Source organism: uncultured Bradyrhizobium sp., assembly GCF_947648125.1.
GTDB lineage: Bacteria > Pseudomonadota > Alphaproteobacteria > Rhizobiales > Xanthobacteraceae > Bradyrhizobium.
Genome location: NZ_CANSMR010000002.1, coordinates 241,556 through 255,394, shown reverse-complemented (window position 1 = coordinate 255,394; position 13,839 = coordinate 241,556). Strand labels below are relative to the sequence as shown.

General features: G+C 66.7%; 10 protein-coding genes. 3 read left to right on the top strand and 7 right to left on the bottom strand.

Going from position 1 to position 13,839, the window contains the following annotated elements:
• Nucleotides 1-3: 3 nt before the first annotated feature.
• From Q0030_RS04790 to Q0030_RS04770, 5 genes are all read right to left on the bottom strand, one after another.
• Complete coding sequence (locus Q0030_RS04790; protein WP_298363537.1) at nucleotides 4-1,419, bottom strand: glycosyltransferase family 1 protein; 1,416 nt, start codon at nucleotides 1,417-1,419, stop codon at nucleotides 4-6.
• Nucleotides 1,416-2,156 (bottom strand): ABC transporter ATP-binding protein, encoded by a 741-nt coding sequence (locus Q0030_RS04785; protein WP_298363536.1) that lies wholly within the window; start codon nucleotides 2,154-2,156, stop codon nucleotides 1,416-1,418. Before Q0030_RS04785 ends, Q0030_RS04790 begins: the two co-directional genes overlap by 4 nt.
• A 3-nt stretch (nucleotides 2,157-2,159) precedes the next feature.
• Complete coding sequence (locus tag Q0030_RS04780) at nucleotides 2,160-4,100, bottom strand: glycosyltransferase (RefSeq protein WP_298363535.1); 1,941 nt, start codon at nucleotides 4,098-4,100, stop codon at nucleotides 2,160-2,162.
• 17 nt (nucleotides 4,101-4,117) lie between these two features.
• Nucleotides 4,118-4,330 carry a hypothetical protein gene (locus Q0030_RS04775; RefSeq protein WP_298363533.1) on the bottom strand — a complete coding sequence of 71 codons (213 nt, stop codon included), beginning with the start codon at nucleotides 4,328-4,330 and terminating at the stop codon, nucleotides 4,118-4,120.
• 284 nt (nucleotides 4,331-4,614) lie between these two features.
• Nucleotides 4,615-5,049, bottom strand: coding sequence for a hypothetical protein (locus Q0030_RS04770; RefSeq protein ID WP_298363532.1), 435 nt, complete (start codon nucleotides 5,047-5,049; stop codon nucleotides 4,615-4,617).
• Nucleotides 5,050-5,199: 150 nt separating this feature from the next.
• Between Q0030_RS04770 and Q0030_RS04765 the strand changes: the two genes are divergently transcribed.
• Both Q0030_RS04765 and Q0030_RS04760 read left to right on the top strand, forming a co-directional pair.
• The gene (locus Q0030_RS04765; protein WP_298363530.1) at nucleotides 5,200-6,075 is read left to right on the top strand and encodes a DUF6502 family protein; all 876 of its coding nucleotides are present in this window, start codon (nucleotides 5,200-5,202) and stop codon (nucleotides 6,073-6,075) included.
• Nucleotides 6,072-7,325 (top strand): DUF5666 domain-containing protein, encoded by a 1,254-nt coding sequence (locus Q0030_RS04760; RefSeq protein WP_298363528.1) that lies wholly within the window; start codon nucleotides 6,072-6,074, stop codon nucleotides 7,323-7,325. The genes Q0030_RS04765 and Q0030_RS04760 overlap by 4 nt, the downstream gene beginning before the upstream one ends.
• Before the next feature lie 168 nt (nucleotides 7,326-7,493).
• Here Q0030_RS04760 and Q0030_RS04755 read toward each other — a convergent pair whose 3' ends face one another.
• Together Q0030_RS04755 and Q0030_RS04750 are read right to left on the bottom strand one after the other, a co-directional pair.
• A complete protein-coding gene (locus tag Q0030_RS04755) occupies nucleotides 7,494-8,858 on the bottom strand; it encodes a peptidoglycan DD-metalloendopeptidase family protein (protein ID WP_298363527.1) in 1,365 nt (454 codons plus the stop codon).
• Nucleotides 8,859-8,957: 99 nt separating this feature from the next.
• Complete coding sequence (locus Q0030_RS04750; protein WP_298363526.1) at nucleotides 8,958-9,671, bottom strand: peroxiredoxin; 714 nt, start codon at nucleotides 9,669-9,671, stop codon at nucleotides 8,958-8,960.
• Between the two features lie 228 nt (nucleotides 9,672-9,899).
• Between Q0030_RS04750 and Q0030_RS04745 the strand changes: the two genes are divergently transcribed.
• On the top strand, nucleotides 9,900-13,619 hold the full coding sequence (locus Q0030_RS04745) for a DUF3971 domain-containing protein (RefSeq protein WP_298363525.1): 3,720 nt from the start codon (nucleotides 9,900-9,902) through the stop codon (nucleotides 13,617-13,619).
• The last annotated feature ends 220 nt before the right edge of the window (nucleotides 13,620-13,839 follow it).

Sequence of the window (13,839 nt, the reverse complement as noted above, 5' to 3'; positions counted from 1 at the left end):
GGCCTACACGGTGGCGCCGTTGAACGCGGCGATCGCGGCAGGCGGCGCCGGCACCGAGGTCACGCTTTCCGTGGCAACTCTATGGGACAGCAGGTCGCGCGCCTGGGTATGGTGGCCGAAACGTTCGGCGAGCTCGGCCCGGCGTGCGCGGATCTTGTTCCGCCATTGCTCTTGCTCTGCCAGAACCCGGTTGACCGAGGCGCCGATCGACTCGATCGAGAACGGGTCGAAATAGTCGGCGAGCTCGCCCGCGACCTCACGGAACACGGCGATGTCGGAGCACAGCACCGGCGTGTTCGCGGCCAGCGCCTCGATGATCGGCACGCCAAAGCCTTCGGCGAGGCTCGGCATGATCAGGCCATGGGAATCGGCAATCAGCGCGGCCTTCTCGTGCTCCTCGACATAGCCGGAGAAGCGGACGTTAGGCGGTGCGTTGCGGGTCAGGCTGGGCGCGCCGGTGTAGCCGATCACGACGAGATCGGCCTGGGGCAATTTGCGGAAGGCGCGGATGACCGCGGCGAGGTTCTTTCGCGGCTCGGCGGAGACGATCACGACGAAGTACGGCCGTCCGCCCGGGGCACAAACTGCCGGCAGCGCCTGTGCATCGAACCTGGTGCGGGGATAGACCACCCGCGCCGGCAGATGTGCGAACTGCGGCAGCAAAGCGCGGAACCGGCCCAGGCTGTAGTTCGAGACGAAAGCGAGCTCGTCGGCCTGTTGCAGGCTGGTGAACAGGCGCGACAGGAACAGCCGGGTTGCGACGTCGCTGAGCTTGAGATCGGTCAGCGGCAGCAGGTCATGCACGACGCAGATCACCTTGGCGCCGCGCTTGCGCTGGATCGCGACCCGCGTCGGCGTGTCGACGAGGATGACGTCGTAGCCGCGCGCATCGACCCGTGGCGGCGGCAGCCGCAGCAGCGCCGACGTGTCCTGATAGCTGTAGAAGCCGGGCTCGAGCAGGAAGTCGCCGAACAGCTTGAGATGGCGCAGGTCGGTCGGGATGTATTCGAGGCCGTCGGCATGGTTCTCGATCAGGCTGACGGCGGCCGGCAGCAGATGGAGCGCGCGCAGGAAGCTGACCGCGAATTCCAGCGAGGTCGCGGCACGCAGCTTGCCGCGGAACCAGTCGACGGTGCGGCGCAGGCCGCCGCTGCTGCGCATGACCGGCGCATTCATGTCGGCCTCGTCGAGGAAGCGATAGAGTGCGAGCAGCTCGATCAGCCGCGAGCCGTCGGGCAGCAGCCTCGTGCGCTGCTGGCGCTGGCGCAGCTTGCGATAGCGGCGCGTGGTCTCGACCAGCAGCGTCAGCTCGTGGCCGTCGCCGGCCAGCGAGCGGATCAGTTCACGCGTGAAATGGAAGATGCCGCGCTTGTGGTTGGGTTCGCCGAGCGCCTCGCTGACGACCAGGATCTTTGTCATGCGCTAATTTCTCTGAGCTCAAGGTGATGCGGGACGGGCGGATCCAGCGTAACGGTGCTGGTGATGCGGCCATGATCGAGATTGACGATGCGGTTGCAGGTTCGGCGCAGCAGGCCCTGGTCGTGGGAGGCGATGATCACGATCGCCGCGGCCTCGACCATCTTGCGCAGCCGCTGCTCGGCCTTGGCCGAGAAATTCTCGTCAACCACGCTGAGCCATTCGTCGAGCAGCAGGATGTCGGCGGGAAAGGCGGTCGCGGTCGCGAACAGCACGCGCATCAGCATGCCGGACGAGAACATGCGCAGCGGCAGCCGCTGCATCCGTGCCTCCAGCTCCGTGAACGCCCAGATCTCGTCCAGGATCGCCGGCGTCGGCTTGCGGCCGGAGATCCGCAGCAGCAGGTTGATGTTGTCGGCGGCGACGAAATCGAGATTGACGCCGGCGCCGAGGCCGAGCAGCGGCACGATGTTGCCGGAAATCTGGATCTCGCCGCTGGTTGACGGAAACACGCCGGCGATCAGCCGCAGCAAAGTGGACTTGCCGGAGCCGTTCGGCCCGGCAAGGCCGATGCGAGCGCCGGCCTTCGCCTCGATCGAGATGTTGTCGACCGCGCGGATGGTGCGCATCTCGCTGGTCTGGCGGAACAGGCGGCCGAGCAGGCGGCGCTTCAGCGAGAAGTCGTAGGCGCCGTATAGCGGATAATCGAGACAGACGTCGCGGAGGTCGATGCTTGCCATGTGCTAGATCCAGAATGCCGCTTTGCGCAATTGAGCGACCGTCACGATCGCGGCGACCGTGAGCGCGGCAAGACACGCCAGCACGTAGATCACGCTCGTCGTCGCGACATGGCCCGATGCCAGCGGGTCGCGCCAGACCGCGAACAGATGCGTCAGCGGATTGAGCCGCATCACCGTGGAGCCGCGATCGATCATCTCAGGCGTCCAAATGATCGGCGAAGCCAGGAATGCCAGCGTCAGCGAGGATTCGATGATCGGCTTGATGTCACGGTAGCGCGTCGCCAGCGCGCCGAGCACGAGGCTGACGCCGAGCGTGCAGACGACGAACAGGACGAGGCCGGGCAGGGCTGCGATCGCACCACCGACATCCCGCGGCGTCAGCGCGAGCCACAGGATCAGCGGCACGACCGCGTTGTGGGCCGCGAACAGCGCCTGCCGGAAGGTACATTGCAGCAGGAAGATCACCGGCGGCAGCGCGCGATCCTTGATCAGGCTGGCCGAGCCCTGCAGCGCGGTGGTGGCGTCGAGCACCACGCTGTTGAGGAAGGTCCAGGCGGTGAGGCTTGCCGCCAGCATCGGCAGCCGCGCCACCGCGCTGGCGTTCGAGAGATGGCCGATGACCGAGCCGAGCACGGCCACCATGATCGCCATCTGGATCGACATCCAGAAGGGTCCAAGGAGGGAGCGGACGTAGCGATGGCGGACGTCTGACCAGGCCAGCGCTGCTGCGATCTGGATCGCGCCGACGAGACCGGCCGTTCGGGGGCGCGGGGCTGGGGCTAGTGACCCTGCGTCCTTTGCGGCGGCCTCTTCGGTAACGACCTTGCGGTACACCGTCTCCACTCCCTCCTTGAAGGCTGATGTCGAGTATTTCGTCATTGCGCGATGGCGCGCGGCCTGGCCCATGCGGCGGCGCCGCTCGGGATCGTTGATCAACGTCTCGATGGCATCGGCGAGCGCGGTGGGATCGCCAGGCGGCACCGTGATGGCCTCGAGGCCGTCGCGGGCGACATGCGGAACGCCGGTGTCGAGCGCGGTGTTGACGATCGGACGGCTCGCCGCCATCGCCTCGAGCTGGACCAGCCCGAAGGTCTCGGCATTGGTCACCGACGGCATCACGAAGACGTCGGCGATGCGCATCAGCTTGACGCGTTCGCTCTCGGACACCGAGCCGAGCAGGCGGACGCGGTCCTGCAAACCGTAGTCGCGGATCAGCTGCTCGAGATGGCCACGCTCGCGGCCCTCGCCGACGATCCAGACCTCGAAATTGCGGGCGTGCGCGGCGCGCACCAGCACGTCAAAACCCTTGTAGGGTACCAGCCGGCCGCAGGCGAGCACGAGGCGGCCGCGGGCGTTGACGTCGTCGGCTTGCGCGGCGGGCCGGTCATATTTCTCGACATCGACGCCGAACGGAACGGCGTGGCACTTGTCGGAGATTTCTTGCAGCAGCGGCGTGGTTTCGATCAGCACCGGATCTGAGACGATGATCGCGGCGGCGCGCCGCAGCGTTCGCCGCATCATCGGCTCGACCAGAAAGCGCAACGCCGCGTGCGAGACGATATCGGCGTGCCAGTGCACGACCAGCGGACGCGCGCGGCCGAGCCCGAATGCGAACACCAGGTCGGCGAGCGGGAAGGGCGCGTGCAGCGCCAGCAGATCGTGCTCGGCGATGCGGCGCCACAGCCGCCACGGATAGGTCGGTGCCGCCGGCAGCGACAGCACGTCGCCGAACGAGTGCACGCGCTCCACCGCAACGTCATTGACCACGATCTGCCGCTCGCCGCCGGAGCGCGAGCAGACCAGCACGGCGGCGTCGAACGTGTCCTTCAGGGAGGCGCAGATGTCGCGGATCACCGTCAACGTGCCGCCGAACAGATCGGGGTAGTAGACCTTGAAGATGTGGAGCACCGACGGACGCCGGGCCGGCGCGTTGAGACCAATCATGGGCGGCTCGATCCGGATCATGCGACGAACAGGGCGACGACGAACGGCAGCGCCAGCGCGGCGGCGAACACCAGCGAGCGCAGCAGCGCCGGAAGCACCGGCTCGATCGGGCCGCAAGGCGCCTGCGGCGCGAAGCAGAAGGGCGCCTGTGGCGTGAAACGGAGTGTGGTGGTGGCGAACCGACCGGGTTCGTAAGACGAACCGGGTTCGTGGGCCGAACGAAGAGACATTGCGTCGGATTCCCTGTTGAATGGATTTCTAGATACGTGGGAAAATTTCACACGTCAATGACGTCCAACTAAAATGTGGGATTATGTCCCACGTGTGGCGGTGGATAACTTTTTGTAGGGAAAGGGGGAGCGCACGACGGCGCGATCACGCCGCGAGGTCGCAGGGCGTAGTGAGATGTCGTCATGGCCGGGCTTGTCCCGGCCATCCACGTCTTTCTGGTCGGCGGCACTGAAGACGTGGATGCCCGGGACAAGCCCGGGCATGACGAGTCTTAAGGGAAACGTCAGGCCAGTTCGGCCGCGCTGCCGGTCGCAGAGGGCTGCAACTGGCGCCGGATGGCGGGGATGTCGAAATGGATCCGCTCGGGCAGCATCGCGGCTGCGGGCCGCTGCAGATACTGCTCGATGACGACACGCTTGCCGCCATCCGCTGTCAGCGCGATCGAGATCGAGTTCGCGCGTGGCTCGGCGGTGAGGCCGGCATGCGCGCGGCAGGCATATTCGCCGGCGCGCAAGCCGCCGAAGCCGAAGGCGAGCAGGCGGCCATAGATGTACAGTGCCAGCAGGTCGGTTTCGCCGAAGCGGCGCGGTGAGCCGGGCACCACGCCGGGCAGGCAGGGATAGCCGCCCGCCATCACCGTCGACACGAACTCCTCGTAAGGAACCTGGGCGATCCGGCAGGCTTCCGCGATCGCAAGGTCGAATCGGGCAGGCGTCATGGAGCGGTCCGTAGGGATATCGGCGCCCGCAGGCCGCGCCGTGTCCGGAGGTTACTTTTGTTTCCCATAAGTGGGAAAAAGTCACACGTCAAGTAAGGTGGGCAAAACGGTGGGATTGTGTCCCACGCAGCGGACGGCTAAAAGTTAGGCATGAATGCCAAGCCCCCGAAGCCGAAGCCGGGATCGTCCGCGCCGATCGCCGCCGCGAAGCTGCACGCGCCGCTGGCGCGGATGCTGCGCCCGCTGGTGCGGCTTTGCGTCCGCGGCGGCATGACATTTCCGGCGCTGACCCAGCTGTTGCGCGAGCTCTATGTCAACGTCGCCGAGCACGACTTCGCGCTCGAGGGCAAGGAGCAGACCGACAGCCGCGTCAGCCTGTTGACCGGCATCCACCGCAAGGAGGTGGCGCGGCTGCGCGGCGCGGGCGCGCCGGTCAATGCGGTGCCGGCGACGCTGTCGCGCACCAGCGCGATCATCGCGCGCTGGCTGGCCGCGCCAGAATTTACCGACACGAAGGGCGATCCGCTGCCGTTGCCGCGCACCGCCGACGGCGGCGCGCCGTCGTTCGAGACCTTGGTCGAATCGATCACCAAGGACGTGCGGCCGCGCGCCGTGCTCGACGAATGGCTCGACCGCAAGCTCGTCACCATCAATGACGATGACGAGATCATGCTGGTCGAGGAGGCCTTCGTCCCGCATGGCGACGACGATCGCAAATGGCATTATCTCGGCCGTAACCTGCACGACCACGTCGCGGCCGCCGAGATGAACGTGTCGTCGGCGACACCGCGCTTCCTCGAACGCGCGGTGCATTACGATGGCCTGTCGGCCAAGCTGGCAAAGCGGCTCGAGGGCCGTTCGCGCGAGCTCGCGATGGAGGCGCTGAAGGTCGCCAACCGCGAGGCCAACCGCGCCTTGGCGAAGGACAAGGGTGGCGACTACCGCTGGAATTTCGGCATCTACATCTATCGCGAGGGCCCCGACGGCCCGGTCGATGACGATGCCGATGAAGGCGGTGCGGCATGAAAGGCCCGCCCGTCATTTCCCGCCGCGCGCTGCTGATCGGCTTCTGGCTTGCCGGAACGTCGCTCGCGGGCGCGCAGGTCAAGAAGCGCGGCAACGATCAGGGCATCGGCGGCACCGGGATCACCGGCTCCGACCAGGGCATCGGTGGCACCGGCATCGTCGGCGTGATCCAGCGGTTCGGCTCGATCTACGTCAATGGCGAGCGCGTCGCCTATGCGGCCGACGTGCCGGTCCGGATCGACGGCGAGGCGGCGAGCGCCAAGGCGCTGCGGATCGGACAGCTCGCGCGCGTCGTGGCGGAGCGCGATGCCGGCGGCACGCTGTCGACCAAGCGCATCGATGTGATGAGCGAAGTGACCGGGCCGGTCGAGCAGGTGAAAGCGGGCGAGCTGACGGTGCTCGGCCAGAAGGTTGCCTGGAGCGGCCGCGAGAGCTGGCTGAAGGTCGGCGCGCATGTCGCCGTGTTCGGGCTGCGCCGCACCGACGGCGTCGTCGTCGCAAGCCTGGTGCAGGAGCGTCATGACGCTGCGATGCGCGTCGCAGGTCCGCTCGAGCGCGACCGCACTGGGACGTTGCGGATCGGCGAGCTCAAGCTCAGCGGCGTCGATGCGGCGCTGGTCGGTCAGCGCGTGCAGGCCGAAGGCCATGTCGCGCAGGGCGTGATGCAGGTCTCGCGCAGCCGCGCCGACGACTTCTCCGATCTCACCGGCGCGAAGCGGCTGTTGATCGAGGCCTATGTGCGGCGGGTCGGCAATGACCTGCAGCTCGGCTCCGGCTTCGTCGCTCGCGACCACTCGCGCTTTTCGCCGGCCGCCGATACGCGCGTGGTCGTCAACGCGCAGCTGTCGGGGACGCATGAGCTGCGGGTCGAGTCGGTGCAAGCGGTCACCAGATTCCCGGGCTCGTCGGTGCGGAGCCCCGGCACGCCGGGCCGCGGGTCAGGCGGCGGCGGCTCCGGGCCGGGACATGGATCTGGACCGGGCGGGCGCGGCGCGCCTGGTGGCGGCGGCCCCGGTGGTAGCGGCCCAGGTGGCGGGCCGTCTGGCGCGCCCGGCGGCGGGCCGCCCGGTGGTGGCGGTCCTGCGCCTGATCCCCTCAATGGCGGAACGACCGGCCCCGGTCCGGGTGGCTTCGGCTCGCCCGGCGGACCCTTCGGCCCCGGTGGCGGCGGCGGTGGCCCATTCGGGCCCGGTGGCGGATTCGGTGGCGGCGGGCCGCCCGGCGGCATGGGCGGCGGTGGTCGTCGCTAAAGCGTTTTCGAGCGAAGTGGACGCCGGTTCGCGTGAAGAAAACGCGTCAAGACAAAAACTGGAGCATCGGTGCTGATGCAATAAGAACCGATGCTCCAAGCCACAAACGAGATCGGCGCAAGCGAGGCCGCTTGCGCCGATGTTCAGATCGATCGTTGTGAGATTGAGCTAGCCCGCGCTGAGCCGGACGCCGGCGCGGAGGAATTTCTGCGGATCGACCGCTTCGCCGTCGATGCGGGTCTCATAGTGCAGATGCGGGCCGGTGGAACGGCCGGTCGAACCGACAGCGCCGATCACCTGGCCGATCTTGACGTATTCACCGACCTTGACGCCGATCTCGGAGAGATGGCCGTAGCGGGTCGACAGCCCATTGCCGTGATCGACCTCGACCATGCGGCCATAGCCGCCGGCCCAGCCCGCCGACACCACCTTGCCGTTGGCGGTGACGCGCACCGGATCGCCCTGCGCGGCGCGGAAGTCGAGCCCGGTGTGCATCGCCGGACGGCCGAGGAACGGATCGGAGCGAACGCCGAAGCCGCTGGTGAACTCGACCTCGCCGACCACGGGCTTGCGGTAAGGCACCAGCGCCAGCGTCTGGTTCAGGCGCTGCATCTGCGCGCGGTTGATGTTGATGCGGTAGAGCTGGCGCTCGAACGCGCCGGCGTCGGGCGCGAGCTTCACCGGCACATAGGGGCCGCCCATGCCGGAGCGCGGCGTCGCGGCTTCGAGCTGCGCCATGTTGAGGCCGAGATCGGAGATCACGCCGCGCATCCGGCGGACCCGCGACTCGATGCCGTCCTCGACCGAGGACAGCGCAGCGACCTGGCGCCGCTCGACCTGATCGAGCGAGGTCTGCAGACGAACCAGGACGTTGTCGACGCCCTGGGCCTTGGCGAACTGGTTCGGCTGCGCCTTGGCGATCAGCGGCGCGCGCGATTCCAGCCGCGCCTCGCGATCCGGCGGCGCCACGAAGATCACGGTGTCGCTGATCGGGGAGGGCTTTGGCGTGCCGGATGACGGCGCAGCGTCGGCGCGGCCCTGCGGCTTGATCGATCCGGTGGTCGCAACATCAGGCATCGCGCCGAGCGCGGTGGCGCGCGATTCCAGCGCCGACTGCCGCTTCATGATCTGATCGAGCTTCTGGTCGAACTGCTCCTGGTCGAGCAGCTGGCGGCTGGTGGTGCGGTCGACCTTGGCGCGCAGCTCCGAGATGCGGTCTTCATAGGCGTATTGCATCTCGGCCTGGCGCGCGATCAGCCGGGTCAGGACGTCGTCACGGAACGCGAAATAGGTCGCAGTCGCAGCGGACCACATGCCGAGCAGGACGACGGTGCCGACCGCGATCCAGAACACCACCGGCCCGAACCGGACCTGCTTGCCGGCATGGACCAGCGTATAGCCCTCGGCGGAGCCGGTAACGGCAGCCGCCGGTGCGGCGTGCTGGGCCACCGGGCGGCGCGCCGGCGTCCGGCCATGGTCCTGAGGATGATGGTGTTTCTGGTATTCCTGGTGATGACCGGACCGGCTCGACATCGGTACTCCCACGGCCGGTCGGACCAAGCTCCGTACGGCTAATTTGCGGGGCCGATTTGAGCTCGCCATGGTTAATTTTCAGGAAACGGAACCCTCCGGTCAGAGCGATCGGACGGCCTCCAATACCGCTTCGGCATGGCCGTCGACCTTCACATGGCGCCAGATACGAGCGACTTTTCCACTGGAATCGACCAGAACCGTGGTGCGAATAATTCCCATGAAGGTCCTGCCATACATGGATTTTTCGCCCCAGGCGCCATACGCCTCCAGCATCTGATGAGCAGGATCCGAGACCAGCGGCACCGACAGCTGGTGTTTGTTTCGAAATGACTCCTGCGCCTTAACCGTATCGGCGGAAATGCCGACCACCTCGGCACCTGAAGCCGCGAACTCATTCTTGAGCCGGGTGAAGTCGATCGCCTCCCTTGTGCAGCCGGGGGTGTCGGCGCGGGGATAGAAGAACAGCACCAGCTTCTTGCCGGCAAAATCCGTCAGTGAAACGCTGCCTCCGCCGTCGCGCGGCAGGTCGAAGTCAGGCGCCGCGGCGCCCTCAGTGAGTGTGACGGCGGACGACTTGGTCACGGTCGCGGCCGCCTTCGGCTTTAACGGTTTCGATGCGGCTTTGTGCGAGGCTTTGCCTCGAACACCCGCCGCGCTCTTGGTCTTTGCGGTTTTGGCCGCTGCCTTCTTCGCAACCGTTGTGCGGGTTTTCGTCGCGGACTTCCCAGTGCTTGCGCTTGCGGCGCGCGCAACCTTTGTTGCGACCCGCTTTCCGGTTGTGTTGGAGGATTTCTTGCGCGTTTTCTTGGACATACGCCTTCCTTTCGTCGCTTTCCGCAGATCAACCATTGGGGTATTGCGGGTCTCATTCGCAGCGGCCGGATTCGCATCGGCCGCTGGGCAAGTTTGATGGCCACGGAGTATGGTGACAAGGAATTCGACGCATTACCCGTCCGCTTGCTGAATTGGCTTTCGATTGGTTGGTTTGGTCCGTTCCGGGGGCCATCGGCGAGTAACATGATTAGGCGAGGATAGGCGGCGATGCCGGCAAGGGAGCGCTCGATAACAGTCGACGGGCGTCCCGATGGCGGTGATCAGCTTCGCCGTCAGCACCGAGAGGCAATGGCAAGGAACACGTCGCCGCAGGGTCCAAATCCGCGCGCCGGGGCTGACTTCTCGCAATGGGAAGACGACGACGCGTGGGACGAGCAGGATGAGGCGGCGGGCAACCGTGCGCGGCAATTGCTGGCGCGTTCCAATACCAACCTGCATCGATTCACCGACTTCTGCTCCGGCATGCAGCGCTGGCTGAACGGCGAACGCTGGATCCGTCGCATCGGACTGGTCCTCGTGGTGCTGGTCGTGCTGTTCGCGACCTGCTTCGGCGCATTGTGGTGGCGGCTCGGCGCCGGTCCGATCAATCTCGATTTGGCGACGCCATGGCTTGCGGCGGCGATCGAGGAGAATATCGGCCACGGCAACACGGTCGAGGTCGGCGGAACGCAGATCGAGCGCGCCGGCCGCGTCAGGATCGCGGTGCGCATCCGCGACATCATTGTCCGCGATCGCGACCATGCGGTCGTCGCCAGCGCGCCGAAAGCCGAAGTGCGCTTGTCCGGAACGGCATTGTTGATGGGCCAGTTGCGGGCGGAGAGCCTCAACCTGGTCGATGCGGAGCTGTCGGTGCGCATCACGCCCGACGGCAATGTCACCGTGTCCGCCGGCGACACCGCAAAACCGCTCGCCACCGGCGTTGCATCCAAGCGGGAGGCGGGGCTGCCGCCGACATTCCCGCGGCCGGCGACCGCTGCGCCGCCGCCGCCGGTTGCCTTGCCTCCAGTTGCCCTGCCTCCGGTTGCCTCCGGGCCCCCGGCGGCCGCACCCGATTCGGCCCAGAGCGGGCTGCTCGCCGGCCTCGACTGGCTCGACAGCCTCAGCATGACCGGCCTCGACGGTCAGAACCTCAACGAGATCGGCCTGAAGAACGGCAATCTCGTCGTCGACGACCAGCAGCGCGGCAACAAATGGAGCTTTGAGAATATCAGCCTGAGCCTGCGGCGCCCGAGCGGCGGCGGGGTTGCGCTCAGCTTCGGCGAGGACGGCGCAAGGCCCTGGTCGGTGCGCGTCCTGGTTGGACCGCAGCAGAACGGCGTGCGCTCGGTCGACATCAAGGCCGACAAGGTCTCCACCCGCAACATCCTGCTCGCGATGCGGACCAAGGACCTCACCTACACCGCCGACCTGCCGCTCTCGGGCGAGATGAAGGGCGAGCTCGGCCGCGACGGCCTGCCGACCTATTTCCGCGGCAAGCTCAATGTCGGCGCCGGCAACATCATCGACACCGACACGCCCGACTATCCGATGCCGGTCGATTCGGCCGAGATGAGCGTCGAATGGGATTCGGGGCGCCGCGTGCTGCTGGCGCCGATCAAGATCGTCTCGGGCGCCAACCGCATCACGCTGCTCGGCCATCTCGAGCCGCCAAACGACAACGTCACCGACTGGCAGGCGGGCCTGTCCGGCGGCACCATCGTGCTGGCCGGCGCCGACAAGGACGAACCGCCGCTGATCTTCAATCGCATCAACATCGGCTTCCGGTTCGACACCGAGAAGAAGCGGGTGCTGCTGACCCAGGCCGATATCAGCAATGGCGAGATCGGGGTCGCCGGCACCGGCAGCATCGACTATTCGGGCGAGCCGCGGTTGCAGCTCGGCTTCGCCGGCACGCCGATGTCGGCCTCCGCCCTGAAGCGGATGTGGCCGATCATCATCGTTCCCGAGGTGCGCGAATGGGTGCTCGAGCGGATTGACCGCGGCACGCTCCAGCGCATCGATGTCGGCGTCAACTCGCCGGTGCACAATCTGTCGCGCAAGGGACCGCCGATCCCGGATGACGGCCTCTCGGTTAACATCGTCGCTTCGGGTGTCACGGTGCGTCCGGTGGACAAGATGCCCGCGGTGCATGATGCGGATCTGAAGGCCAGGGTGACCGGCCGCACCGCGACCGTGACCATCAACCAGGGCATTGCCGACACGCCGGCCGGCCGCAAGATCACGCTGTCGGATTTCACCTTCGAGGTGCCCGACATGGCGCCGAAGCCATCGCCGTCGAAGGTCAAATTCCGGGTCGACTGTCCGGTGCCGGCCGCCGCAGAGATCCTCGCATCCGACCGGCTCAGCGATCTCTCCGGTCCACCGATCGATCCCAACGCCAGCAAGGGCAACGTCACGGCCACGATCAATCTCGGCATGCCGGTGACGGGCGGGCTGACCAAGGCCGACACGCAATATTCCGTCACCGCCGACATCTCCGGCGTTGCCGTCGACAAGCTGGTCATGAACCAGAAGCTCGAGGCCAACACGCTGAAGGTGATTGCGAGCAACGCCGGCTTCCAGGTCAAGGGCGACGTCAAGATCAACGGGCAGGCGGCCTCGCTCGACTACCGCAAGCCGGCCGACGGCGATGCTGACGTCAAGCTGCAGGCGACGCTGGACGACGCGAGCCGCGCGCGCCTCGGGCTCGATCTGGGGCCGGCGGTGTCTGGCGCGATCCCGATCAAGCTGAGCGGCAAGATCGGCAGCGGCGACAATCCCACCACCAAGATGGGCGTCGAGGCCGACCTGACCCAGCTCAAGCTCGACAACGTCCTGCCCGGATGGGTCAAGGCGCAGGGCAGGGCCGGCAAGGCGACCTTCAACGTGGTGCCGAAGGGGCAGTCGACGCGGTTCGAGGATATCTCGATCGAAGGCAGCGGCGTCTCGATCAAGGGCGCGCTCGAGGTCGACCAGAACGGCGACCTGATGAATGCGAACTTCCCGACCTATGCGCCGTCGGACGGCGACAAGACATCGTTGCGGGCCGATCGCGGTCCCGACGGCGTGATCAAGGTGACGATGCGCGGCGACGTGTTCGATGGCCGCGGCTTCCTGAAATCGGCGATCTCGGGCCGCGACAGCGATCCCAAGAGCAAGACCAAGACCACCGATTTCGATGTCGATCTGAAGCTCGGCGCGGTGGCCGGGTTCAACGGTGAGGCGCTGCGCGGCGTCGACGCCAAGATCTCGCGGCGCAACGGGTTCTTCAAGGCGTTCACGCTGAGCGGCAGGGTCGGCCGCGACACCCCCGTCAGCGTCGACATGCGCGGACGCCAGCAGGGCCGCGAGGTGATCTACCTGCAGACCAGCGACGCCGGCGCGTTCCTGCGCTTCATCGACACCTATTCGAAGGTGGTGGGCGGCCAGCTCACGCTGGCGATGGAGCCGCCGATCCCCGAGCCGAGCCCGAGGGAAGGACTCATCAATATCACCGGCTTCTCGGTGAAGGGCGAAACCCAGCTCGACCGCGCCGTCGCCGGCGGGCCGGTCAGCACCCAGAACGGCATCGGGTTCGACGCGTTGCGCGCCGAGTTCACGCGCCAGAGCGGCCAGCTTTCGATCCGCAACGGCGTGGTCAAGGGACCGAGCATCGGCGCGACCATCGAAGGCAGCATCGATTATCTCGGCAATCAGGTGCGGATGAACGGCACCTTCATTCCGATGTACGGGTTGAACAACATGTTCGGCCAGATCCCGTTCTTCGGGATTTTCCTCGGCGCCGGCAGCAACGAAGGCCTGATCGGCGTGACCTATGAAGTGGTCGGCACGCCCAGCCAGCCAGTACTACGCGTCAACCCGATCTCGGCACTGGCGCCCGGCCTGACGCGAAAAATCTTCGAGTTCAAGCAGTACGGCCCGAACGATCTGCCGACGACGAATAATTAGCCGTCGATACACTCACTCGGCAGCGGCCGCGCAAACGCCACGCGATCGAGTACGAGCGACCCCAGCAACCTTTGGGGGCCTGTGCATTGAGGGAGGCTGGCTGCTGGGGCCATCTACCGGGCCCGGTTGGAGTTGCGGGCCAGGTTGCGATTACTCTGCGTACAACGCAATCCCGATGATCACGAGCGGGCTCAGCCCGAGCAATACAAGGCAAACGCTT